Annotated in this window: 14 protein-coding genes; 6 read left to right on the top strand and 8 right to left on the bottom strand. The window is 63.6% G+C overall.

What is annotated here, in order from left to right; genetic code table 11:
• Positions 1-264: 264 nt before the first annotated feature.
• The 3 genes from ACXX9E_RS23820 (at position 265) to mnmH (ending at position 13,149) form a co-directional block, all read left to right on the top strand.
• The gene (locus ACXX9E_RS23820; RefSeq protein ID WP_458556306.1) at positions 265-10,791 is read left to right on the top strand and encodes an autotransporter-associated beta strand repeat-containing protein; all 10,527 of its coding nucleotides are present in this window, start codon (positions 265-267) and stop codon (positions 10,789-10,791) included.
• Between the two features lie 217 nt (positions 10,792-11,008).
• Positions 11,009-12,043, top strand: a complete 1,035-nt coding sequence (gene selD, locus ACXX9E_RS23815; protein ID WP_123462230.1) for a selenide, water dikinase SelD — start codon at positions 11,009-11,011, stop codon at positions 12,041-12,043.
• Positions 12,043-13,149, top strand: coding sequence for a tRNA 2-selenouridine(34) synthase MnmH (gene mnmH, locus ACXX9E_RS23810; protein WP_186748139.1), 1,107 nt, complete (start codon positions 12,043-12,045; stop codon positions 13,147-13,149). The genes selD and mnmH overlap by 1 nt, the downstream gene beginning before the upstream one ends.
• Positions 13,150-13,280: 131 nt before the next feature.
• Here the strand turns inward: mnmH and ACXX9E_RS23805 are convergent, their stop codons facing one another.
• The gene (locus tag ACXX9E_RS23805; protein ID WP_123462233.1) at positions 13,281-13,955 is read right to left on the bottom strand and encodes a histidine phosphatase family protein; all 675 of its coding nucleotides are present in this window, start codon (positions 13,953-13,955) and stop codon (positions 13,281-13,283) included.
• 295 nt (positions 13,956-14,250) lie between these two features.
• Between ACXX9E_RS23805 and ACXX9E_RS23800 the strand changes: the two genes are divergently transcribed.
• Both ACXX9E_RS23800 and hemB read left to right on the top strand, forming a co-directional pair.
• Positions 14,251-14,949 carry a glutathione binding-like protein gene (locus ACXX9E_RS23800; RefSeq protein WP_123462235.1) on the top strand — a complete coding sequence of 233 codons (699 nt, stop codon included), beginning with the start codon at positions 14,251-14,253 and terminating at the stop codon, positions 14,947-14,949.
• Positions 14,950-15,133: 184 nt separating this feature from the next.
• Positions 15,134-16,108 (top strand): porphobilinogen synthase, encoded by a 975-nt coding sequence (gene hemB, locus ACXX9E_RS23795; protein ID WP_222832496.1) that lies wholly within the window; start codon positions 15,134-15,136, stop codon positions 16,106-16,108.
• A 128-nt stretch (positions 16,109-16,236) separates the two neighbouring features.
• On the opposite strand, the gene ACXX9E_RS23790 is transcribed toward hemB, so the two are convergent.
• Positions 16,237-17,772, bottom strand: coding sequence for an FAD-dependent oxidoreductase (locus ACXX9E_RS23790; RefSeq protein WP_458556305.1), 1,536 nt, complete (start codon positions 17,770-17,772; stop codon positions 16,237-16,239).
• A gap of 332 nt (positions 17,773-18,104) precedes the next feature.
• On the opposite strand from ACXX9E_RS23790, the gene ACXX9E_RS23785 reads away from it, so the two are divergent.
• A complete protein-coding gene (locus ACXX9E_RS23785) occupies positions 18,105-19,196 on the top strand; it encodes a DUF1615 domain-containing protein (RefSeq protein ID WP_429540705.1) in 1,092 nt (363 codons plus the stop codon).
• Between the two features lie 7 nt (positions 19,197-19,203).
• Here ACXX9E_RS23785 and ACXX9E_RS23780 read toward each other — a convergent pair whose 3' ends face one another.
• The 6 genes from ACXX9E_RS23780 to ACXX9E_RS23755 all read right to left on the bottom strand — a co-directional run bounded on the left by ACXX9E_RS23780 (position 19,204) and on the right by ACXX9E_RS23755 (position 25,011).
• A complete protein-coding gene (locus ACXX9E_RS23780) occupies positions 19,204-19,905 on the bottom strand; it encodes an anti-sigma factor (protein ID WP_336346299.1) in 702 nt (233 codons plus the stop codon).
• Entirely contained in the window at positions 19,902-20,435 is a 534-nt protein-coding gene (locus tag ACXX9E_RS23775) for a sigma-70 family RNA polymerase sigma factor (RefSeq protein ID WP_123462244.1), read from the bottom strand. The genes ACXX9E_RS23780 and ACXX9E_RS23775 overlap by 4 nt, the downstream gene beginning before the upstream one ends.
• 165 nt (positions 20,436-20,600) lie before the next feature.
• A complete protein-coding gene (locus ACXX9E_RS23770) occupies positions 20,601-21,122 on the bottom strand; it encodes a DUF3455 domain-containing protein (protein WP_128616392.1) in 522 nt (173 codons plus the stop codon).
• 115 nt (positions 21,123-21,237) lie between these two features.
• Positions 21,238-22,923 carry an ABC transporter ATP-binding protein gene (locus ACXX9E_RS23765; protein WP_458556304.1) on the bottom strand — a complete coding sequence of 562 codons (1,686 nt, stop codon included), beginning with the start codon at positions 22,921-22,923 and terminating at the stop codon, positions 21,238-21,240.
• Between the two features lies 1 nt (position 22,924).
• The gene (locus ACXX9E_RS23760) at positions 22,925-23,947 is read right to left on the bottom strand and encodes an ABC transporter permease (RefSeq protein ID WP_186748133.1); all 1,023 of its coding nucleotides are present in this window, start codon (positions 23,945-23,947) and stop codon (positions 22,925-22,927) included.
• Entirely contained in the window at positions 23,947-25,011 is a 1,065-nt protein-coding gene (locus ACXX9E_RS23755; protein WP_123462253.1) for a microcin C ABC transporter permease YejB, read from the bottom strand. Before ACXX9E_RS23755 ends, ACXX9E_RS23760 begins: the two co-directional genes overlap by 1 nt.
• Position 25,012 lies beyond the last annotated feature (1 nt).

Genomic DNA, 25,012 nt, shown 5'->3' with positions numbered 1-25,012 from the left:
CGACGCCATCGCGAGCAGGCTCACTCCTGCAGGGTTCGTTGGGCGATCAGAGCTAGTGTCTGCTGGCCGAAACCCGCGGTTTAGAAGGCCCTAGTATTAAAGTATTAACACCATTTAATCCGTGCTCCATCGCGGGGCGTCTACTAGCGTTGTCCCCAATCAGCGGTTTTGTGATGACCGTCGCAGTCTTGATTCGCGTGTGGAATAAGCGCGGCTTTGCACGCTTTCAAGGAAGAAATTGGCCACGACAAGGAGTAGTTGCCCGTGGAAGCAAGGTTCGGTGTCGCCCTCGTTTCGCGTTTTTCCCCTCTTTCTCTTGCTGTGCACCTGAGCGTTGCCGGGTTGTTATTTGGCGGTGTCAGCGCACCTGCATTGGCCACCTGCTCCACGGCCGGTTCCACCGTGACTTGTAGCGGTGTGCCGACTCTGCCGCTATTTCTCAACAACTTTTCCAGCGCCACCAGCGGCCTGACGGTCAACGTCAACTCCAGCGCGCAAATGAACGCGACCCTCGGCGGCCATGTGATGGACCTGACCGGGGTCAACATCACTCTGAACAACTCCGGCACGATCGACCCGGCGCTGCTGGGGCTGGTCTCGGTGTTGAGCGGCGGTGCCTTCATCGGCTCAGGCGCAACCAGCACGGTCAGCGTGCTCAACAACGCCAGCGGGATCATCCGCGGCACCGGCATGTTGCTCGGGCTTAACCTGACCAGCATCGACGGCCTGGGCATCGCGGTGAACAACGCCTCAGCCGGCACCACTACCATCACCAACAACGGCACCATCACCTCGACCGGGCTCTCGATCGGCGGCATCACCCTGGCCGACACCCCGGTGGTCGGCGTGTATGGCGGTTCGCAGGTCAACATGACCAACAGCAGCACCGGCACCATCAACGGCCGGATCGCCTTCGAGACCTCGGCGGCGGGCAACACCTTCACCAACGCCGGCGCCATCACCGGCGGCGTGTCGATGGGCGCGAGCAGTACCAACACCTTCACGGCGATCACCGGCTCGTCGGTCAGTGTCGGTGACGGCGTGCAAATCAGCGTCGGCCTCGGCGGACTGATCGGCATCAACCTGACTTTCGCCCCGACCGGGACCGTCGATGGTGGCGCGGGCGGCACCAACAGTCTGATCCTGCAGAACCCGATCGGCGTCGGCGGCGGCACAACCGGCGTCGGCACGGCGTCGAGCGCCAACTACGTCAACTTCAACAACCTGACCATCAACAGCGGCACCTGGACCTTGCAGGGGCCACTGGTCAGCGGCGCGACCACACTCAATGGCGGTGTCGCCCAGTTCAACAACAACGCCACGTTCGGCAGCGGTGTCCTCACCTCCAATGGCGGGATCCTGCAGGCCAGCAATGCCGGCTTGAACGTCAGCAACCTGATCTCCCTCGGCGCCGGGGGCGTGACCGTGCAAGGCACCAACGCCACCACCTTGAGCGGCGTGATCTCCGGCAGCGGCGGTCTGACCAAAGTCGGTTCCGGGCAACTGAGCCTCAGCGCCGCCAACACCTACCTGGGCAACACCACGCTCAACGGCGGCACCGTGCAGTTGGGCAACAACCTGGCGTTGAGTACCGGCACCCTCAACGTCACCGGCGCGACAACCTTGAGCGCGCCCGGCACGATCAATCTGAACAACGCCATCAGCCTCGGCGGCACATTGACTGCCGGCGGCACCGGCGCATTGACGCTCGGCGGCTTGATCACCGGCAGCAGCGGCCTGACCAAGACCGGCACTGGCAGCCTGACCCTCAGCGGCGCCAACAGCGGTTACACCGGCACTACCACCCTGAGCGCCGGCAGCCTGCTGGTGACCAACAACGACGCGCTGGGCAGTGGCGCGCTGAACACCGCCGCCGGCACAAACCTGGACAGCACCGCCAACGTCACCCTGGCCAACAACATCGCGATGACCGGCGCACTCAACGTGCTCGGCAGCAACGCCCTGACCCTCGGCGGCGTGTTGAGCGGCACTGGCGGCATCACCAAATCCGGCAGCGCCAGCCTGACTCTGAGCGGCAACAACACCAACGCCGGCAACACGCTCCTCAACGCCGGCAGCCTGTTCGTCGGCAGCAACACTGCGCTGGGCACTGGCGCGTTGAACGCGGCCGCAGGCACTACGCTGGATGCCACCACGGCGGTGACCCTGGCCAATGCCGTCGCGCTGGCGGCGGATTTGACCATCGGCGGCACGCAGGCATTGGGCCTGAGCGGCATCGTCAGTGGCGCCGGCAACCTGATCAAGAACGGCACCGCGAGCCTGACCCTCAGCGGCAACAACACCTTCGTCGGCGGCACTGCGCTGAATGCCGGCACGCTGATTGTCGGCTCCAACACCGCGCTGGGCACCGGCGCATTGACCACTGCGGCGGGCACCACCCTCGATACCAGCACCGCCGTGGCGCTGACCAACGCGATCAGCCTCGGCGGCAATCTGGACATCGGCGGCAGCGCCAATCTGACCCTCAGCGGCGTCGTCAGCGGCGGTGGCGGACTGACCAAACGCGGGTTCACCAACCTGGTGCTCAGCGGTGCCAACACCTTTACCGGCGGCACCACGCTGGCGGCCGGCACCCTCACCGCAGGCAACGCTGCGGCGCTGGGCACTGGCGTCTTGTCGGTCACCGATACGGCAACGCTGGACAGCAACACCGCCGTCAACCTGAACAACACCATCAACCTCAACAGCAGTGCCCTGACCATCGGTGGCAGCAGTGGCCTGACCCTGTCCGGTTTGGTCAACGGTGCCGGTCAGTTGATCAAAAATGGCACGGCCAACCTGACCCTCAGCGGCGCCAACACGTTCAGCGGCGGCACCACGCTGAACGCCGGCAGCCTGACCGTCGGCGACGGCGCGGCACTCGGTACCGGCGCACTGACCGTGGCCGGGGCGGGCACCCTCAACAGCAGTTCGGCGGTGACGTTGAACAATGCGATCACCCTCAACGCCAACCTCACCGCTGGTGGCGCCAACGCGCTGACCCTCGGCGGGGTCATCAGCGGCAGCAATGGTCTGATCAAGAACGGCGCGTCGAGCCTGACCCTCAACGGCAACAACACCTACACCGGCACCACGGCGCTGACCGCCGGTTCGCTGATCGTCGGTTCCAGCACTGCGCTGGGGACGGGCGCACTGAACGCCTCGAACGGCACCACGCTGGATGCCGGCACGGCGGCGACGCTGACCAACAACGTCAACCTCGGCGGCACCCTGACCGTCGGCGGCAGCAATGCGCTGACCCTCGGCGGTGTGGTCGCGGGCATCGGTGGCCTGATCAAGAACGGCGCGGCCGACCTGACCCTCAACGGCGCCAACACCTATTTTGGCAACACCGCGCTGAATGCCGGCACACTGATTGTCGGCGCCAACGGCGCGCTGGGCGCCGGTTCGTTGAACGCGGCGGCCAACACCACGCTGGACGCCAACACGGCGGTCAGCCTGAACAACGCGGTGAGCCTGGCCGGCGCGCTGAACGTCGGCGGCACGGCCGACCTGACCCTGACCGGTCTGGTCAGCGGCGCTGGCAGTCTGGTGAAAAACGGCACGGCCAACCTGATTCTCAACGCGGCCAACAACTACCTCGGCGGCACCACGCTGAATGCCGGTACCGTGACTGTCGGCAACAGTTCGGCGTTGGGTTCCGGGGCCCTGACCGTGGCTGGCGCGGCGACGCTGGACAGCAATTCGCCGCTGGTCAGCCTCAACAACAACGTCGCCCTGAATGCCGCGCTGACCGTAGGCGGTACGCAGAATCTGACCCTCGGTGGCATCACCAGCGGCACCGGCCCATTGATCAAGAACGGCGCGGCCAACCTGACACTCAACGGCAACAACACCTTCAGCGGCGGCACCACGCTCAACGCCGGCACCCTGACCCTGGGCAATGCCAACGGTCTGGGCAGCGGCGGCTTGACCGTCGGCGGTGCGGCGACCCTCGACAACAGCGCCTCGTTCGGCATCGGCAACGCGATCACCCTGAATGCCGGACTAACCGTGGCAGGCAACAACGACCTGGCCCTCAACGGCATCATCGACGGCGCCGGCAGCCTGACCAAAAACGGTCTGTCCGACCTGACGCTGGCCGGCAGCAACACCTTCAGCGGTGCACTGAATATCGTCTCCGGCAGCGTCACCACCCTCAACAGCGGGGCACTGGGCAATACCTCCGGGGTGAACATCAGCGCCGGCGCCAGCCTGAATCTGGGCAGCGATGCCAGCCTCGGTGCGCTGACCGGCAGCGGCAGTGTGCAACTGACCGGCAGCAACACCTTGACCGTCGGTGGCGGCAACCTCACCAGCACGTTTGATGGTGATCTCAGCGGCAGCGGTGGCCTGACCAAAATCGGCACCGGCACGTTGAATCTCACTGGAATCAACGGCGTCACCGGCAACACCGCGATCAATGGCGGCACCGTGAACCTCAGCGGTTCGCTGGCCAGCGCGCAACTCAACGTCAATACCAGCGGCACCCTGACCGGTACCGGCTCGGCGCTCGGCGCGGTGAACATCAACAACGGCGGGCATCTGGCGCTGTCGTCGGGCAACACCTTGTCGGCGAGTGCGCTGACCCTCGGTGCCGGCAGCAACGTCGATGTGGCGCTGGGTACACCGTCGACCGCCTCGCTGATGAACATCGGTGGCAACCTGACCCTCGACGGCAATCTCAACGTCACCGATGCCGGTGGGTTCGGCGTCGGCGTGTATCGCCTGTTCAACTACACCGGCAGCCTGAGCAACCTCGGTCTGGACGTGGCCAGCGTGCCGGTCGGTTATGCGCTGGGCGATCTGGTGGTGCAAACCGGGGTGGCCAATCAGATCAACATTCAGGTGTCGGCACCCAACAGCAACATCCGTTACTGGGACGGCAGCCAGACCATCGCCAACGGCCTGGTCGACGGTGGCAGCGGCACCTGGAACGCGGTCGGCACCAACTGGACCGATGCCAACGGGCTGGTCAACCAACCGTGGGCCAGTGACTTCGCGGTATTCCAGGGCACCGCCGGTACGGTGACGGTGAATGGCACGCAATCGTTCACCGGCCTGCAGTTCATCACGGATGGCTACAGCCTGGTCAACGGTGCGGCAGGGCAGCTGACCGCCGTCAACGGCACCGGCGGGACTACGGCGGTGCGCGTCGATCCGGGCGTGACCGCCACTGTCGGCGTCAATATTGATGGCAGCGGCATCCTCAATAAACTCGATGCCGGCACCCTGGTACTCACTGGCGCCAACACTTACAGCGGTGGCACGCAACTGGACGGCGGCAAGATCATCGTCGGCAGCAACACCGCGCTGGGCAGCGGTACGCTGACCGCCAACGCCGGCACCCAACTGGACAGCAACACCGCCGTGACCCTCGGCAATGCCGCGACGCTCAATGGCAATCTGACCGTGGTCGGCAGCAATGCACTGGCCCTCAACGGGGTGATTGGCGGCACTGGCGGATTGATCAAAAACGGCGCGGCCAACCTGACCCTCGGCGGCAACAACGCCTTTCTCGGCCCGGTAGCGTTGAACGCCGGCGGGTTGATTCTGGCGTCGAACTCGGCACTGGGCTCTGGCACGCTGAACGCCGCAGCGGGCACCAGTGTCGATGCGAGCACTGCGGTTTCGCTGAACAACGCGGTCAACCTCGCCGGCAACCTGGGCATCGGCGGCACGGCGGACCTGACGCTGGCGGGTACGGTCAACGGCGCCGGCAGCCTGACCAAGAACGGTGCGGCCAACCTGACCCTGAGTGGCAATAACAACTTCCTTGGCGGCATCGCGCTGAACGCCGGTACCCTGACTGCCGGCAGCAACTCGGCGCTGGGGCTGGGCAACCTGAGCGTGGCGGGCGCCTCGGCGCTCGACAGCAGTAGCGCCGTGAGTCTGGGCAACAACGTGGTGCTCAACGCCAACCTGAGCAACACCGGCAGCAACAACTTGAGCCTCGCTGGCGTGGTCAGCGGTGCGGGCGGGCTGATCAAGAACGGCGCGTCGAACCTGACGCTCAACGGCATCAACACTTACACCGGTGGCACCACGCTGAACGCCGGTACGCTGACCCTCGGCACAGGTGCTGCGCTCGGCAGCGGCGCACTGACCGTGGCCGGCGCCTCGAGCCTCGACAGCAGCGCGCCGCTGGTGCTGGCGAACAACGTCAACCTCAATGCCAACCTGAGCCTGGCCGGCAACAACAACCTGACCCTCGGCGGCGTGATTGCCGGGGCGGGCACCCTGACCAAGAACGGTCTGGCCGACGTGACCCTGTCCGGCAACAACACCTTCAGCGGCATTTTCGATGCGCTGTCCGGCAGCCTTACCACCCTCAGCGCCAATGCCCTGGGCAACAACGCCACGGTCAATCTGGCTGGCGGCGCGGCGCTCAACCTCGGCGCTTCGGGCAGTCTCGCCAGCCTCACCGGCAGCGGCACGGCGCTGGTCGGCACCGGCAACACCTTGAGCCTTGGCGGCAACAACGTCAGCAGCACCTTCGCCGGTGTCCTCAGCGGCGACGGCGGGCTGAGCAAGCTTGGCACTGGCACGCTGACCCTCAGCGGCATCAGCGACCTGACCGGCGACACCAACGTCAACGCCGGCACCTTGCAGGTCAACGGTTCACTGGCCAGCAGCAACGTGCTGGTCAACAACGGTGGCACCCTCGGCGGCAGCGGCACCTTGACCGGTGCGGTGACGGTAGCCGATGGCGGGCATCTGGCGGGCGCGACCGGCAGCACCTTGTCGGTGGATTCGCTGGTGTTCAACGGCAACTCGAACTTCGACGTCGGCCTCGGCGCTCCGGTCGTCGGTGGCGGCACTGCGCTGGTCAACGTCGGCGGCAACCTGACCCTGGACGGCACCCTCAACGTCAGCGACATCGGCGGTTTTGGCAGCGGCGTGTATCGCCTGATCAACTACACCGGTGGCCTGACCGACAACGGCCTGCTGATCGGCACGGTGCCGGGCAGCGTCACCCCCGGTGACCTGACTTTGCAGACCGCGCTGGCCAACCAGATCAACCTGCTGGTCACTGCGCCGGGCGTCACCGTGCAGTTCTGGGACGGCAACCAACTGGTGGCCAACGGCTCGGTGGAGGGCGGCAGCGGCACCTGGGGTTCCGGCACCACCAACTGGACCGACGTCAACGGCACCACCAATCAGGCCTGGACCAATAACTTCGCGGTATTCCAGGGCACGGCGGGCACGGTGACGGTCAACGGCGCGCAAACCATCACCGGCATGCAGTTCGTCACCGACGGCTACAGCTTGCAGAACGGCACGGCGGGTTCGCTGAACCTGGTCAACGGCTCGATGGGCAATGCTTCGGTGCGCGTCGATCCGAACGCCACCGCAACCCTCGGCGTGGCGCTCAACGGCACCGGCACCCTCGGCAAATACGACAGCGGCACGCTGGTGCTCAACGCCGCCAACGGGTACACCGGCGGTACTGCGCTGAATGGCGGCAAGATCGTTGTCGGCAACAACGCCGCGCTCGGCACGGGTGTGCTGACCGCAGCGGACGGCACCGCACTGGACAGCAATGCGGCGATCAGCCTCGCCAACAACGTGCTGCTCAATGGCGGTCTGACCGTCGCCGGCAGCAACGCCTTGACCCTCGACGGTGTCGTCAGCGGTGCCGGCAGCCTGATCAAGTCCGGTGCGTCGAGCCTGACCATCAACGGCAGCAACACCTACAGCGGCGGCACGCAACTGGCTGGCGGCACGCTGGTGCTGGGCAACAACAGCGCAATCAGCAGCGGCGCCCTGAGCGTGACCGGCAACGGCACCCTCGACAGCACCTCGGCGCTGCAACTGGCCAACGCGGTCAACCTCGGTGCGCAACTGACCCTGGCCGGCAACCAGAACACCACGCTGCTCGGCGCCATCACCGGCACCGGCAGCCTGGTGAAAAACGGCAGCGGCGACTTGCTGCTCAGCGGTGCCAACACCTACAGCGGCGGCACCACGCTGAACGGCGGCAGCACCACTGGCGACACCAGCAGCCTGCAAGGCGCGATCGTCAACAACGCGGCGCTGACCTTCGCGCAGAACGCCGACGGCAGCTACACCGGCAACCTCACCGGCAGCGGTACGCTGAACAAAACCGGCACTGGCCAGTTGCTGCTCAGCGGCAACAACACCTTCACCGGCGACACCTCGGTGCAGGCCGGCAACCTGATCGTCAACGGTGTGCTCAACAGCGCCAACGTCAACGTCGCCAGCGGCGCGAAAGTCGGCGGCAGCGGGCAACTGGGCGGTAACGTGCAACTGGCCAGCGGCGCAACGCTGACCGGTGGTGGTACCGCCACGCCGTTGTCGGTCGGCGCGCTGGCGTTGTCCTCGGGCAGCAATCTGGACTTCAGCCTTGGCTCGGCCAGCAGTTCGACCACCGTGGTCAACGTCGCCGGCAACCTGACCCTCGACGGCACGCTGAACATCAGCAACGCCGGCGGTTTCGGCACCGGGGTCTACCAACTCTTCAGCTACGGCGGCAGCCTGACCGACAACGGCCTGATCTACGGCAGCCTGCCGGTGTCGGCGGCCAACCTGACCCTGCAAACGGCGATTGCCAATCAGGTCAACCTGCTGGTGCAGGGCACGCCGGGTGAAGTGCAGTTCTGGAACGGCGGCACCACCAACCCTGACGGCAGCATCGGCGGCGGCAGTGGCGTGTGGGGCCCGGCGACCAACTGGACCGATCCGAGCGGCACGCAAGCGTTGGCTGCCAACGGTCAGTTCGCCGTATTCGGCGGGCAGGGCGGCACGGTCACGGTGCAGGGCAATCAGAACTTCACCGGCCTGCAGTTCCTCGTCGGTGGCTACAGCCTGGTTCTGGATGCCGGCGATACACTGACTCCGGTCAACGGCCCCGGTGGCACGCCAGCGCCGATCCGGGTAAATGCCGGCGGCAGTGCCGAAATCGACGTGCCGCTGATCGGCACCGGCGGCATCGAAAAACTCGACGCCGGCACATTGCTGCTGAGCGCTGCCAACACCTACAGCGGTGGTACCACGGTCAGTGGCGGTACGCTGGTCGGTAACACCACCAGCCTGCAAGGCAACATCACTAACAACGCCTCACTGGTGTTCCTGCAGAACACCAATGGCCGGTTCAATGGCGCCATCAAGGGCGCCGGAGCGCTGGCCAAACGTGGCGCCGGTACCTTGTTGTTGACCGGTGATCAACCGTTCACTGGCACGGTTGCGGTCGATCAGGGCGTGCTGCAAGTCGACAACCGTGCGGCCCGGGCCTCGCTGGGCGGGCAGGTCACTGTCGCCAACGGTGCGGGCTTGAGCGGCAACGGCAGCGTTGGCTCGGTGGTCAACCACGGTGTAGTGGCTTCCGGTGGCGCCGACGGCACCTTGAGTGTGGCCGGTAACCTGAGCAACGCGGCGGATGGTGTCTTGGCGTTGACGGTCAGTTCGCCGACCGCCACGCCGCTGGCGGTGGGGGGCACGGCCACCCTCGGTGGCGGGCTGGTGGTCAACAGCCTCGCGCCGTTCACCGGTAACACCAGATACTCACTGATCACCGCAGGTGGCGGCGTGACCGGCACCTTCAGTTCAGCCGATCTGCCGCAGTATGCGTTCCTCGACAGCTCGCTGATCTATGGTGCCGACTCGGTCACCCTGGCCGTCAGCCGCAACGGCAACTCGTTCGCCGACGTCGCCGCCACGGGTAACCAGCGCGCCACCGCCACGGCACTCACCCATAACGGCCCGGCGGGGGCGGCCCTGCAGAATCAGATCGTCAACCTCAGCGTGGCCGGTGCGCGTAACGCATTCGACAGTCTGTCCGGGGAAATCCACGCCAGCACGGCCAGCGCCATGCTCGAGGATTCGCGCTTCATCCGTGAGGCGGTCAATGACCGCATGCGCCAGCCGTCGTGCAGCGCCTCGGACGATCCACGCCGGACGCTGGCACCGAGCGACACCCAGCTGAGCAGCAACGGCTGTCACGGGGAAATGGTCGGCTGGATCCGGGCCATCGGTGCCTGGGGGGACATGGGCGGCGACAGCAACACGGCGAAAGTCGATCGCAACCTTGGCGGTTTCATGCTCGGCACCGACAAGGCGCTGGACGACACCTGGCGTGCCGGGATGGCCGCCGGCTACACCCGCAGCAACCTCAACGCGCATGATCGCAACTCCGATGCCAAGGTCGACAGCTACCACCTGGCCGGCTATCTGAACTCGCAGTTCGATGCCTTGGCCGTGCGCCTCGGCGCGGCATACAGCTGGCACAGCATCGAGAGCAAACGCGATGTCAGCGTCGGCAGCTACAACGACCGCCTGAAGGCAGATTACGACGCGCGCAGCGCGCAGGTGTTCGGTGAAGTGGGGTACGCGATCAGCGCGGCGGGAGTGGCCATCGAGCCGTTCGCCGGGCTGGCCTACGTCAACTACGACAGCGATACCGCCAAGGAAAAAGGCGGAGTGGGGCGCCTGAAGGCCGACGCCGATCAGGACATCACCTACTCGACCCTCGGGGTGCGCGTCGGCAAGCGTATGACCCTGGCCAACGGCAGCCAGTTGACGCCCCGCGCAGCCATCGGCTGGCGCCATGCGTACGGCGACACCAAGCCTGACGCCGACCTGAGCTTCATCGACGGCGGCGCCTCGTTCAGTACCCAGGGCGTGCCGATCGCCAAGGACAGCGCCTTGCTCGAAGCCGGCATCGACTTCCAGGTCACCCCGACCGGCAAGCTGGGTATCGGCTACTCGGGCCAGGTGTCGAGCGACAACAACGACAGCGCCTTCAACATCAGCTTCAGTCAAAGCTTTTGATTCAGGTTTAGGGTCGAAGCACCTTCAGCCGCCCGCGAGGGCGGTTTTTTTTTGCTGGGCACAATGGCAAGGTTGTTTGCGTCCGGCCTTGAGTCGGCGGGGAGCGTTCGATAGCTGTCGCGAGCGAGCTTGCGATGAGGTCCTGTCATCCAGCGCAAAAATCTGCCCGCCCGCGCTCTGCTAGAATCCGCCCCATCCATTGCCAGAGACTCCCCTGATGAGCGAGCCGATTCGTCTGACCCAATACAGCCACGGCGCCGGTTGCGGCTGCAAGATTTCCCCGCAGGTGCTGGAGGTGATTCTGGCCGGCAGCGGGGCGCAGAACCTCGATCCGAAACTGTGGGTGGGCAATGCCTCGCGCGATGATGCGGCCGTGTACGAGATTGATGCCGAGCGCGGTGTGGTATCGACCACGGATTTCTTCATGCCGATCGTCGACGACCCGTTCGATTTCGGCCGCATCGCGGCGACCAATGCAATCAGCGACATCTACGCGATGGGCGGTGATCCGTTGATGGCGATTGCGATCCTCGGCTGGCCGGTCAATGTGCTGGCCCCGGAAGTGGCGCGTGAAGTGATTCGTGGCGGCCGTGCGGTGTGCGACGCAGCGGGCATTCCACTGGCGGGCGGGCATTCGATTGATGCGCCGGAGCCGATCTTCGGCCTCGCCGTCACCGGTCTGGTGGAAAAGCGTCATATGAAACGCAACGACACCGCCACCGCCGGTTGCCTGCTGTACCTGACCAAACCCCTGGGCATCGGCATCCTTACCACCGCCGAGAAAAAGGGCAAGTTGCGTCCTGGCGATGTTGGCGTGGCCCGCGACTGGATGTGCACGCTGAACAAACCCGGCAGCCGCTTCGGCAAACTCGCCGGCGTGACGGCGATGACCGATGTCACCGGTTTCGGCCTGCTCGGCCACCTGGTGGAAATGGCCGACGGTAGCCAGCTTACCGCACGCATCGCCTACGACCGCGTGCCGCGTCTGGACAGCGTTGAGTATTACCTCGATCAGGGCTGCGTCCCCGGCGGTACGTTGCGCAACTTCGACAGTTATTCAAGCAAGGTCGGCCGCGTGCAGGAATTGCACAAACGGCTGTTGTGCGACCCGCAAACCAGCGGCGGTCTGTTGATTGCCGTCACGCCTGAGGGCAATAACGAGTTCCTCGCCGTCGCCGCCGAACTGGGCCTGAACCTTGAGCCAATCGGCGAACTGGTTGAGCGACAGACGAACGCAGTCGAGGTGATTTGATGCACCGCGATTGCACCGACTACCGTGACATTTTCCTCAACGACCGGCCGCTGATGGACGCCCGCGCGCCAGTCGAGTTTCACAAGGGCGCGTTCCCCGGCGTGATCAATCTGCCGCTGATGAATGACATCGAGCGGCAGAAGATCGGCACCTGTTACAAGCAGCATGGGCAGCAGGCTGCTATCGAACTGGGCCATCAACTGGTGTCCGGCGCGGTCAAGGCCGAGCGTATTCAAGCCTGGGCCGATTTTGCCCGGGCCCACCCCGATGGTCTTATCTATTGTTTTCGAGGCGGTTTGCGTTCGCAGATCACCCAACAGTGGCTGCACGACGAGGCCGGCATCGACTATCCGCGTGTCGGCGGTGGCTACAAGGCGATGCGCACCTTTCTGATCGACACCCTGGAGCAGGCCATCGACCAATGTGATTTCGTTTTGCTCGGCGGCATGACCGGCACCGGCAAGACCGAAGTGCTGGTGCAACTGCGCAATGGTCTGGACCTTGAGGGGCACGCCAACCATCGCGGTTCAAGCTTTGGCAAACGGGCCACCGGGCAGCCGTCGAACATTGATTTCGAGAACCGTCTGGCCATCGACATCCTCAAGAAACGCGACGCCGGGATCGAGCAGTTCGTGCTCGAGGACGAGAGCCGGGTGGTTGGCAGTTGCGCCTTGCCGCTGCCGCTGTATCAGGGCATGCAGCAGTACCCGATGGTCTGGCTCGAGGACCGTTTTGAACATCGCGTAGAGCGGATCCTGCGCGATTACGTGGTGGACCTGTCCGCGGAGTTTGCCACGGTGCATGGCGAGGACGGTTTTTTGCTGTTTTCCGAGCGGCTGCTCGAAAGCCTCAACAATGTGCAGAAGCGCCTGGGTGGCGAGCGGCATCGGCGGATGTTGATGCTGATGGAAGACGCGCTGGCCGAGCAGGGGCGTAGCGGGGCGGTGGATTTGCATCGCGGCTGGATCGAAGGCTTGCTGCGTGAGTATTACGACCCGATGTATGTATTTCAGCGCGAGAAGAAGGGCGGGCGGATCGAGTTTGCCGGGGAGCGCGGGGCGGTGCTTGAGTATCTTCGCGAGCGCTTGAATCAGAAAGATTCATAGCGTTTTTGCCGGCCGCATCGCTGGCAAGCCAGCTCCCACAGGTATCGCGGATGTACATGAAATTTGTGTACGTCCTGCAACCCTGTGGGAGCCGGCTTGCCAGCGATGAGGCCCGCATGAATCAGCAAGATTCAGGTAGGACAGGTTTGCTTGCCATGATCCAGCCCCTGCTTGTAGCTGTGGCTCTGCAGACTGGCCTTGCCGTTGTGCCAGGTCAGGGTCAGCACATACAGCGAGTCGAAATCGTTGGCCGCCCAGTCGTCGGTGATGTTCTGTTTCTCGCCCAGCGCTTTCCCGGCGACCTTGTTGATCAGCTCTGGCAGATAGCCGTGGGACCACGCGGTGTAGATCGTCGAGTTGTGGTACTTGTCCTCCAGCAGTTCGCGGGCCAGGTCGCTGGTGTCGTTGGCCGAAAACTCAATGTTCACCGGCAGGCCGAGTTTGATGGCGGCGGGGCTGATGGTCATCAGAGGCCGAATGTAGCTGTAGGAGTTGTCCAGCTCGCCTTCCTCGACATTGCGCGTCGGGTCGGCGGCGAACACGTAATCGGCCTTGCCGAACTTTTCCGGCAGCAGCGTCGACAGCTCGATCGCACGGTTCAGGCCCTGGCAATTAAGCTGGCCGAGCCCGCCATCGGGCTTCTCCGCGTGGCGCAGAAACACCAGCGTCTGGGTGCCGTCCACCGGTTGCGCGCGAATCTGGCTCGATTCCAGCGACAGGAACAGCGCACTGACCGCCAGCAGGGAGGGCAGGGCCATGTACGCGCGATGGTTGAAGCGTTTGGCGAATCTCATGAGGTTCGTCATTGGATAAAGGATTCTTCAGCAATGTCGGTTGAGGCTGACAAACCGTTCCACCGCGGGCTCCCAGCTCCGGGTGTTTTCCCTGTCGTGTCGTGCTTCCTTTGCGAATGGCATAGCTCAGAGTCCCTGAGGCCGGTTTGGTTCATGCACCGTAGACGAGGGATGTTACGGTTCGTGCAGAAGCGGCTGGCGGCGGCGAATTTTTGATTTTGTTTTGCAACAGCGCGCTCAAAAACATCGCAGTCCGTGGCCGCGCCTACATTATGATCAGGCTTTAAATTGTGACTGGATGCTTCCCATGACCGATCTGTCCGCGTTCCCGATCACCCGGAAATGGCCCGCGCAGTACCCTGACTGGATTCAGCTCTATTCCCTGCCAACGCCCAACGGCGTCAAAGTCTCGATCATGCTCGAAGAGATCGGCCTGCCGTACGAACCGCACCGCGTCGGCTTTGACACCCAGGACCAGTTGTCCGCCGAGTTCCTGTCGTTGAACCCGAACAACAAGATTCCGGCGATCCTCGACCCTCACGGTCCCGGCGACCAGCCGCTGCCGTTGTTTGAATCCGGGGCGATCCTGATTTACCTGGCCGACAAAAGTGGCCAGTTACTGGCTCAGGAAGGCGCACTGCGTTACGAAACCATTCAGTGGCTGATGTTCCAGATGGGCGGCATCGGCCCGATGTTCGGCCAGCTCGGTTTCTTCAACAAATTCGCCGGCAAGGACTACGAGGACAAGCGTCCCCGGGATCGCTACGTCGACGAAAGCACACGCCTGCTCAAGGTGCTCGACGGTCGGCTGGAAGGCCGCGACTGGATCATGGGCGAGCGCTACACCATTGCCGACATCGCAACGTTCCCGTGGGTGCGCAACTTGATCGGGTTCTATGAGGCCGGGGATCTGGTCGGCATCCAGAACTTCCCGAACGTCACCCGCGTGCTCGAGCGCTTCCTGGCCCGGCCGGCGGTGATTCGAGGCCTGACCATTCCGTCGTAATCGACACACGACCCTGTGGGAGCTGGCAAGCCAGCTCCCACAGGGTTTCAGGGTGAAGCTGACGGATTATTACGCCCCCGGTAATGCACTCTTGATTGATCCAGGTTTGTACCCCGCCCGCCGCAAGGCATAAGCTTCGCCCCCTACGACTTTCGTCTCATCTTCCGATTTCAGGAAAGGCCCCATGTCCAGTCAGTTCCCCGAAGCACGTCCCCGCCGTCTGCGCCGCAATGCGAGCCTGCGCAGTCTGTTCCAGGAAACCGAATTCAGCCTGAACGATCTGGTACTGCCGATTTTCGTCGAAGAAGACATCGACGATTTCGTGCCGATCAAGAGTATGCCGGGGGTGATGCGCATTCCCGAGCGCAAACTGGCCAGCGAGATCGAGCGCTATGCCCGTGCCGGGATCAAGTCGGTGATGACCTTCGGTGTATCCCACCATCTGGACAGCAACGGCAGCGACACCTGGCGCGAAGACGGCCTGGTCTCGCGCATGTCGCGCATTGCCAAGGACGCGGTGCCGGACATGATCGTGATGTCCGACACCTGCTTCTGCGAATACACCGATCACGGCCACTGCGGCGTGCTGCACAACCATGAAGTGGACAACGACCAGACCTTGATCAACCTCGGCAAACAAGCGGTGGCGGCCGCGCGCGCCGGTGCTGACGTGATCGCGCCGTCGGCGGCGATGGACGGTCAGGTGCGGGCGATTCGTCAGGCCCTCGACGCGGCCGGCTTCACGCAGATCCCGATCATGGCCTATTCGACCAAATTCGCCTCGGCCCTCTACGGCCCGTTCCGCGAGGCCGGTGGCAGCGCGCTGAAGGGCGATCGCAAAAGTTACCAGATGAACCCGATGAACCGCCGCGAAGCCCTGCGCGAATCGCTGCTCGACGAGCAGGAAGGCGCCGATGCACTGATGGTCAAACCGGCCGGTGCGTACCTGGACATCATCCGCGACATCCGTCAGGCCTCGAACCTGCCGCTGGCGGCGTATCAGGTCAGCGGCGAGTACGCGATGATCAAGTTCGGCGCGCAGGCCGGGGCGATTGACGAGGACCGCGTGGTGCGTGAAAGCCTCGGCGCCATCAAGCGAGCGGGTGCGGATCTGATCTTCACCTACTTTGCGATGGATCTGGCGCTGGCCGGGATCTGACAAACACCGAAGTGCCCTTGTGGGAGCTGGCTTGCCAGCGATTGCGGTAGCTCAGTCAACGTTGATTTTGACTGTGCCGGCCTCATCGCTGGCAAGCCAGCTCCCACAGGTTTTTGGGTGTTTTTGGGTCAGGGGCAGGCGAAATACGGCCGGATCCCGTGATCGCGAAAATAGCGTTCGATCACCTTCGGATCGGCGCTGTTGTCCGCTATCGCCACATAGGTGTCCGGGCGCAACAGATAAAATCCGTTACGCCCCAACCCCGCTGTTTCAAACGCCGGACGCCAGTCGAACACATGCAGCGGCAGATGGTGTGCGTGGCACCAGGCGATCATCTCGTCGCTGGTGTCGCCGTACACGTGCACCTGCCAGCACGGCTGCCGTAGTGGCTCGTAATTATCGCCTTCACCGTCATGCGCCCACGGCAGGCGATCGCCGCCGTGCACGTGGCCGGCCACGCCCTGGCTGAGCGGCATGCCGCGGTAGTTGAGGGTGACCTGCGACACAGTGCGAAAGAGAAATTCGCGGCTGGCCTCGAACGCCGCCAGTTTCGGGATCAGGAACGGTGCCACCCGCATGCGCAGCAGATCGGCCATGCGCCCCTCGGCGGTGACGAAGCTGAACACTTTGTCGGTGGTCGACACCAGTCGACGGGCGAAGGCAATGCGTTCGGTTTCGTAGCTGTCGAGCAGGCCCGGTTCGGCGCCGCCGCCGAGCACCGCCGCGAGTTTCCACGCCAGATTGATCGCATCGCCGATGCCGGTGTTCATGCCCTGACCACCGGCCGGACTGTGCACGTGCGCGGCATCGCCGAGCAGGAACGCGCGACCGCTGCGAAAGTGTTCGGCCACCCGGTGATGCACGCGGTAGGTGGAAAACCAATGCACGTCCTCGATGTGGACTTTCAGGTGTTCGATGGCGCGGCTGCTGACATCGGAAAACGCCAGGGTGTCGGCGCGATCCGCACGCTCGTCGCGCACCGTGCCGATCAGCCGCGCGCGGCCTTCGCCAGCCAACGGGAACACTGCGAGAAAGTCTGCCTCATCCAGATCCAGGTGCAGCTCGCCATTCATCGCCGGGCCGCTGGCCTTGACGTCTGCCACATAGAAGATCTGTTGATACGTGCCGCCAGGAAAACCGGCGTCGAGGGATTTGCGCACCACCGAACGGGCGCCGTCGCAGCCCGCCAGATAGCAGGCCTGACAGATTTCCTGCTCGCCGTCGGGCAAGCGCAGATGCGCGGTGAGGCCGTCGCTGGTTTCCTCGAAGCTCTCCAGCGTGGTGTTGCGTTCGACACTGACGCCGTAATCTTCCAGGCGCTCGATCAGCAGCCGTTCATGCTCATCCTGGGGGAAGATTTCGACGAACGCGTAGGGTGTCAGCCCTTCGCCAATACGGTTCAGCGGCAATTGCGCGACCGGTTTGCCGTTGACCCAGAAGTTCGCCGCCGCCACCCGATGGCCCTTGCGCACTACGGTGTCGGCCAGGTCCAGCTGACGATACAACTCCAGGGTTCGCGCCTGCACCGCCAGCGCCCGGGACGTGGTGCCGGGGGCGGAGGTCTTGTCGAGGATGCGCACGCGCACACCGAGTTTGCTCAGCCACAGGGCCAGCACCAGGCCGGTCGGGCCGGCGCCGATGATCAGTACGTCGCTGCGGTTCATGGCCTGTCCTCCTTCAGCTGTGCAGCAAGTATGGATCAGCAGGGCGGCGCGGCCAGTTTCTCAGCCAGACGGAAAAGGCCCCGCAGCGGTGGCGCTGCCGGGCCTTTGCATTTTTGCCGAGATTGTGTGGCGAGGGCGCTTGCTTGCGCTGGACTGTGCGGCAGTGCGCTTGTATCAGAGAAGCAGGGGCCGCTTCGCGACCCGGCGGCGGCAAGCGCCCTCGCTACAAAGATCGCGATACTCACGGGAACAGTGTTTCGTTGCGGCAGTCCTAGCCTGCGCCACACCTTTGATCGTATGGTGAACCGGCTCAACGCACGCCAAGGAGCACTATGTACAGCCCTCGATTACTGATCTCTCTCGCTGCACTGCTGGTGCTCGCCGGTTGCGCGGGCCAGCGCAGCAGTGAACCTGCCCCGCGTGCGCCCGCCGAAGTGAAGGCCGAAATCGTGCGGCTGATGCCGGCAAAAGTGCCTGACCGCCAGGGCTGGGCCACCGATATTTATGCCGCGTTCGCCGCGCAGAACATCAGTCCGACCACGCAAAACCTGTGTTCGGTGCTGGCAGTGGCCGAGCAGGAATCGACCTTTCAGGTTGACCCGACGGTGCCGGGCCTGGGCAAGATCGCCCGTGACGAGATCGACCGCCGCGCCGGCAAGGCGCACATCCCCGGGATGCTGGTCAGCGCCGCGCTGGCGGTGCGTTCGCCCACCGGCAAGACCTACAGCGAACGCCTGAACGCCGCGCGCAGCGAGAAAGACTTGAGTGCGGTGTTCGACGACTTCATCGGCATGGTACCGATGGGGCGCACCTTGTTCGGTGGCTTCAACCCGGTGCACACCGCCGGGCCGATGCAGGTCAGCATCGAATTCGCCGAGCAGCACGCCAGGGACTACCCGTACCCGGTCAGCGGCACGATCCGCCACGAAGTGTTCACCCGCCGTGGCGGCATGTACTTCGGCACCGCGCATTTGCTCGGTTATCCGGTGAGTTACCGCGAGCCGTTGTACCGCTTTGCCGACTTCAATGCCGGGTGGTACGCCAGCCGTAATGCGGCGTTCCAGAACGCGGTCAGCCGTGCCTCGGGCATTCCCTTGGCGCTGGATGGCGACCTGATCCGCTATGACTCGATCCTGCCCGGCAGCACCGAGCTGGCAGTGCGCACCCTCGGCAAGTCGCTGGGCATGCGCAATCCGACGATTCGCGATCAACTGGAGAAAGGCAAGACCCTGGAATTCGAGGAGACGAAGCTCTATCAACGGGTGTTTGAGCTGGCGGACAAGGCCGAGGGCAAAACCCTGCCGCGCGCCGTGCTGCCGGGGATCGTGCTGCAGAGCCCGAAAATCACCCGCAAACTGACCACCGCGTGGTTCGCCAAACGTGTGGATGAGCGCTACAAACGCTGCATGGCCAAGGCCGGTTGATGCGTGCTCAAAGCACTTTGACGGCTCTGCCGATGGCCTGAATCGGTCCGGTCGGTTTGCCGATCGGCGAGCCGTTGGCGCCTTCGAGGGTGAGTTCGAACAGCTGGTTCGGTTGCAGCGGCGGCAGTTTGTCCAGCGGCACCTTCAATGCCTGCCCCGGTTTGACCAGCCCCAGCGACACCGGCCCTTGCCAGCCGTCAGCTTTGGTCCAGAACTCCAGCGCCTTGTCCGCCGGCACTTCGACCACTCCCAGCGGAATCAACTGGATCTCCCGTGCATTGTTCGCCTGGATCACCCAGCCTGGCGCCTTGTCCTGCGGGGCGACCAGTACCACCAGATAGCTTGGTTTCGGCGCGGTCTGGGTCACCAACAACGTCCCCAGGATCAGCGTCGCGGCCAGCCCGGCGGCGCTCAGACTCCGCCACAACGGCAGCAGATTCCACCACGAAGGACGCGCCGGCTCAGGTGCCTTGCGCGAGAGTCGCTCGACACTGCGTTCGATGCGTGGCCACAAGTGCGGCGAGGGCGGATGCGTTCCGGCCAGGTCCGTCAGGTCCAGCAATCGCCGCTCCCAGGCATCCACCGCGGCTTGCAGTTCGGGCTCGTTGCGCAAGCGCTGTTGCACCGCTTCGCGCTCCGGCGCTGACAGGGTGCCGAGCACGTATTCGCTGGCCAGTTCATCAAGTTGCTGCGCCGATTCAGTGGTCATCCCATGCACTCCCGCAACGCATTGAGGCTGCGTTTGATCCAGGCTTTGACGGTGCCCAGTGGCGTGTCGAGACGGGTGGCGATCTGCGCGTGGCTGTAGCCGTCGACGTAGGCATGCAGGATGCAACTGCGCCGTTGTGGTTCCAGTTGTTCCAGACAGCGGTGGATGCGCGCCGAATGCGCGTGGGCGTCGAAACCGTCCTCATCCACAGCCACTTCGTGAGCTTCGTCAAAGGGCGTTTCCCGGCCCTGATCACGTAACAGATTCAGCGCCAGATGCCGGGTCACGCTGAACATCCAGCCACGCGCCGAACCACGCGCCGGATCAAATCCCGCCGCGCCGTTCCAGATCTTGATGAATGCCTCATGAACAATGTCCTCCGCCAGCGCCGTGTCGCGCACCAGCCGTTTGGCCACACCGAGCAGGCGTGGGCCTTCCTGTACGTACAAATCGTGCAGGGCCAGGCGCTCGCCTCGGGCACAGGCAGCGAGGCGGGCTTCGTAATCGAAAACGGATTCGGCTAAAGGCATGTCGTGCAATCTAGCTCACATTCCGCAAACATCCACACAACTCCATTCCCTTTGCAGGAGAGAGCCTGCTCGCGACAGCGGTGCGTCAGTGAAGCCTGTGTTGGCTGACACTCCGCTGTCGCGAGCAAGCTCACTCCTACAGGGGATTTGCGATGAGTCAGGAAATCAGTTCGCCGCCCAGAAGATGTAATCCGCCTGATATTTCACCACTTCCTGCTTGCCCTTGTTCGCCGCCGTGCATTCACTGCCGGGCGCCACGCCACCCTTGAGTGCGACCCGCTGGATGTAGCTGACGCCGCTCATCGCGCCTTTGCCCTCGGCCGGGTTGGCCTTGACCAGTTGATAAGGCAGGTTGCCCGGACTCGACGGCGCCACGGCCAATTGCGTGCCGGTGACTTTCGAACCGTCCTTGGCCTGCCAGGTGGCGGGTGGGCCGAAGTAGGTGCCGACTTGCTTGCCGCTGCGATCATTGAGCACCGCTTTGGGGCCGACAAAGGTCCACTCGGTCTGCCCGGCGGCATTGGGTTTGTCGCGGCATTCGTAGGTGATCTCGCCGACACCGGTGGTTTCCATTGCGACTTTGTGGCCATCCGGGACTTTGATGCTGTCCGGCAGGCCGCTTTGGGCGAAAGCGCCGGCGGAGGCTGCGAGCAAACCGGTGAAGCAAATCAGCTGTGTGGTGTTCATCAGTGTGTTCTCCGAAAAGGGTAGATCGCTGGCAGCCATCAGTGGCTGTTACAGGGACTACCCGTGGCGGAGACGTTTGGATGCAGTGGCTGGAAAATATTTTTCTGGATCACCTCTATACCTGTGGGAGCTGGCTTGTCAGCGATGGCGTCGTGTCAGCCAACATCGTTTTCTCTGATACACCGCAATCGCTGGCAAGCCAGCTCCCACAGGGTTCCTTATTGGGTTTGAGGCCGGAGGCGTTCAGCAACTCCTGGGTGTAAGGATGTTGCGGCGCGGCGAAGATCTCCCGCGACGATCCTTGCTCGACCACCTTGCCGTCCTTGATCACGATCAAGTCATGGGCCAGTGCGTGCACCACTGCCAGGTCATGGCTGATGAACAGATAGGTCAGACCATGCCTGATCTGCAATTGCCGCAATAATTCCACCACCTGCTTCTGCACCGTGCGATCCAGCGCAGAGGTCGGTTCATCGAGCAGAATCAGCGCCGGCTCCAGCACCAAGGCGCGCGCGATGGAAATGCGCTGGCGCTGGCCACCGGAAAACTCGTGTGGGTAACGATGGCGGCTTTGCGGGTCGAGGCCGACCTCCTCAAGCACGCGAATCACCGCCGCTTCGCGTTCGGCCGCAGTGCCGATACCGTGGGTCAGCAGGCCTTCGGCAATGATCTGCTGCACCGACATCCGAGGGCTGAGGCTGCCGAACGGATCCTGGAACACCACTTGAATCTGCCGCCGCAACGGTCGCATCAAGCGTTGATTGAGCAGGCTCAGCTGTTTGTTGCCGAAACGGATACTGCCCTCCGATTCCACCAGGCGCAGGATCGCCTGACCCAGCGTCGACTTGCCCGAACCCGACTCACCGACAATGCCCAGGGTCTTGCCGCGTTGCAGGGTGAAACTCACGCCATCCACGGCTTTGATGTAATCCTGCTGGCGACTGAAAAACCCTTTGGGCAACGGGAACCAGACCTTCAGATCGTCGACCTCAAGCAAGTTGTGATCGTACTCACTCGGCACCGGCGCACCGCTGGGTTCAGCCTCGATCAACAAACGACTGTAAGGATGCTGCGGTGCCCGAAACAGCGCTGCGCAATCGGCCTGTTCGACGATCTCGCCATGGCGCATCACGCACACCCGCTGAGCGATGCGCCGCACCAGATTGAGGTCGTGGCTGATCAGCAACAGCGACATGCCGAGGCGCTGCTGCAGCTCGATCAGCAATTCGAGAATCTTCTGCTGCACGGTCACGTCGAGCGCCGTGGTCGGTTCATCGGCGATCAACAATTGCGGCTCGTTGGCCAGCGCCATGGCGATCATCACCCGTTGCCGCTGACCGCCGGAGAGCTGATGCGGATAGGCTTTCAAGCGCTGCAGGGGCTGGCGAATACCGACCAGCTCCAGCAGCTCCAGCGTCCGTGCGCGAGCGGCGCGGCCCTTGAGGCCTTTGTGAATTTCCAACACTTCGCTGACCTGCTTTTCCACGGTGTGCAGCGGGTTCAGCGAAGTCATCGGCTCCTGGAAAATCATCGCGATCCGGTTGCCGCGCAAACCGCGCATCTGCTGCTCGCTGGCCTGCAACAAGTCCATGCCGTGGTAGCGGATCGAGCCGCTGCTGCTGACACTCTTGTCCGGCAACAAGCGCAGGATCGAATGCGCCGTCACCGACTTGCCCGAGCCGGATTCGCCGACCAGTGCCAGGCATTCGCCACGGCGAATATCGAGGTTCACACCATGCACCACTTGCTGCCCGGCGAAGGCGACGCGCAGGTCGCGGATTTCAATCAGGTTGTCGTTCATGTCAGCTCCGGGGATCGAATGCGTCACGGCAGGCCTCACCGATAAACACCAGCAACGAAAGAATCAGCGCCAGCGCGAAAAACGCCGTCAGCCCCAGCCATGGCGCTTGCAGATTGCGCTTGGCCTGGCCGATCAGTTCGCCCAGCGATGCGCTGCCCGCCGGCATGCCGAAGCCGAGAAAATCCAGTGCGGTCAGGGTGGCGATGGCACCGGTGAGAATGAACGGCAGGTAGGTGAGGGTGGAGGTCATCGCGTTGGGCAGAATGTGCCGGCACATCAGTGCGGTGTCAGTCAGGCCCAAGGCCCGTGCGGCTTTGACGTATTCCAGATTGCGCCCGCGAAGGAATTCGGCCCGCACTACATCCACCAGTGCCAGCCAGGAAAACAGCGCCATGATCCCCAGCAACCACCAGAAACTCGGCGAGACGAAACCGGACAGGATGATCAACAGATACAGCACCGGTAGCCCCGACCATATCTCCAATAGCCGCTGCCCGAGCAAGTCGACCCAACCGCCGTAATAACCCTGCAATGCCCCGGCGACGATGCCCACCAGCGCACTGATGCCGGTGAGGATCAGTGCAAACAGAATCGAAATCCGTGTGCCGAAAATCACCCGCGCTAAGACGTCCCGTGCCTGATCGTCGGTGCCCAGCCAGTTGCTCGCCGAGGGCGGGCTCGGTGCCGGCTCGTCGAGGTCGTAGTTGACCGTGTCGTAGCTGAACGGAATCGGCGGGAACAGCATCCAGCCGCCCTGATCCTCGATCAGCCGGTGTACGTAGGCGCTGGCGTAATCCGGCTGGAACGGCAGTTCGCCGCCGAAATCGGTTTCCAGATAATCGCTGAGAATCGGGAAATAGAAGGCGTCGTGATAGCGGATCACCAAGGGTTTGTCATTGGCAATCAGCTCACCGCCGAGGCAGACCAGGCACAGGCCGATAAACAGCCACAGCGACCAGCGTCCACGCCGGTTGGCCTTGAATTGCGCAATGCGGCGCTGGCCCAGAGGGGAAAGTGTGAACATCAGGCAGTCCTCGCCGAGAAGTCGATGCGCGGGTCGAGCAGGGTGTAGCAGAGGTCGCCGATCAGCTTGATCAGCAGGCCGAACAGGGTGAACAGAAACAGCGCGCCGAACACCACCGGATAATCACGCGACACCGCCGCTTCGTAGCTCATGCGCCCGAGGCCATCGAGGTTGAAAATGGTTTCGATCAGCAAGGAGCCGGCGAAAAACACCTCGATCAACGCCGACGGCACACCGGCCACCACCAGCAGCATCGCGTTGCGAAACACATGGCCGTAAAGCACGCGGCGCTCGGTCAAACCCTTGGCCCGCGCAGTGATCACGTACTGGCGGCTGATTTCGTTGAGGAAGCTGTTTTTGGTCAGGATGGTCAGCGTGGCGAAGCCGCCGATCACCAGCGCCGTCACCGGCAATACCAGATGCCAGAGGTAATCGCCGACTTTGCCGAGGGGGCTGAGGCTGTCGAAGTTGTCCGAGACCAGGCCCTGCACCGGAAACCAGTTGACGTAACTGCCACCGGCAAACACCACGATCAACAGAATCGCGAACAGAAACGCCGGCATCGCGTAGCCGATGATGATCGCCGTGCTGCTCCAGACATCGAAGGCGCTGCCGTTGGTGATTGCTTTGCGAATGCCCAGCGGGATCGAAATCAGGTAGGTGATCAACGTTGCCCACAAGCCCAGCGACAGCGACACCGGCAACTTCTGCGCGATCAGGTCGGTGACCTTGGCGCCACGAAAGAAACTGCTGCCCAGATCCAGTTGCGCGTAGTTTTTCAGCATCAGCCACAGGCGTTCGTGCATCGGTTTGTCGAAGCCGTAGTGGTGTTTGATTTCTTCGATCAGCGCCGGGTCGAGGCCACGGCTGCTGCGCCCGGCACCGCCCGTCGCGGCCACTTCGCCACCGCCGCCCATGCTGTGTCCGCCGAAGCCTTGCAGGCGCGCAATGGCTTGTTCCACCGGGCCACCCGGTGCGGCCTGCACGATGAGGAAATTGACCACCAGAATGCACAGCAGCGTGGGGATGATCAGCAGCAAACGCCTACTCAGATAACGCAGCATG

Source organism: Pseudomonas sp. GNP014, assembly GCF_054344005.1.
This window is presented reverse-complemented; position numbering and strand designations above follow the sequence as displayed.

Coding starts and splice junctions, on each gene's coding strand:
- ACXX9E_RS23805 (WP_123462233.1), bottom strand. CDS start 13,955: ATGACGAACCTCATGAGATTCGCCAAACGCTTCAACCATCGCGCGTAC.
- ACXX9E_RS23770 (WP_128616392.1), bottom strand. CDS start 21,122: ATGAACACCACACAGCTGATTTGCTTCACCGGTTTGCTCGCAGCCTCC.
- mnmH (WP_186748139.1), top strand. CDS start 12,043: ATGCACCGCGATTGCACCGACTACCGTGACATTTTCCTCAACGACCGG.
- ACXX9E_RS23760 (WP_186748133.1), bottom strand. CDS start 23,947: ATGTTCACACTTTCCCCTCTGGGCCAGCGCCGCATTGCGCAATTCAAG.
- ACXX9E_RS23755 (WP_123462253.1), bottom strand. CDS start 25,011: ATGCTGCGTTATCTGAGTAGGCGTTTGCTGCTGATCATCCCCACGCTG.
- ACXX9E_RS23775 (WP_123462244.1), bottom strand. CDS start 20,435: ATGCCTTTAGCCGAATCCGTTTTCGATTACGAAGCCCGCCTCGCTGCC.
- ACXX9E_RS23765 (WP_458556304.1), bottom strand. CDS start 22,923: ATGAACGACAACCTGATTGAAATCCGCGACCTGCGCGTCGCCTTCGCC.
- ACXX9E_RS23800 (WP_123462235.1), top strand. CDS start 14,251: ATGACCGATCTGTCCGCGTTCCCGATCACCCGGAAATGGCCCGCGCAG.
- ACXX9E_RS23785 (WP_429540705.1), top strand. CDS start 18,105: ATGTACAGCCCTCGATTACTGATCTCTCTCGCTGCACTGCTGGTGCTC.
- ACXX9E_RS23780 (WP_336346299.1), bottom strand. CDS start 19,905: ATGACCACTGAATCGGCGCAGCAACTTGATGAACTGGCCAGCGAATAC.
- selD (WP_123462230.1), top strand. CDS start 11,009: ATGAGCGAGCCGATTCGTCTGACCCAATACAGCCACGGCGCCGGTTGC.
- ACXX9E_RS23790 (WP_458556305.1), bottom strand. CDS start 17,772: ATGAACCGCAGCGACGTACTGATCATCGGCGCCGGCCCGACCGGCCTG.
- hemB (WP_222832496.1), top strand. CDS start 15,134: ATGTCCAGTCAGTTCCCCGAAGCACGTCCCCGCCGTCTGCGCCGCAAT.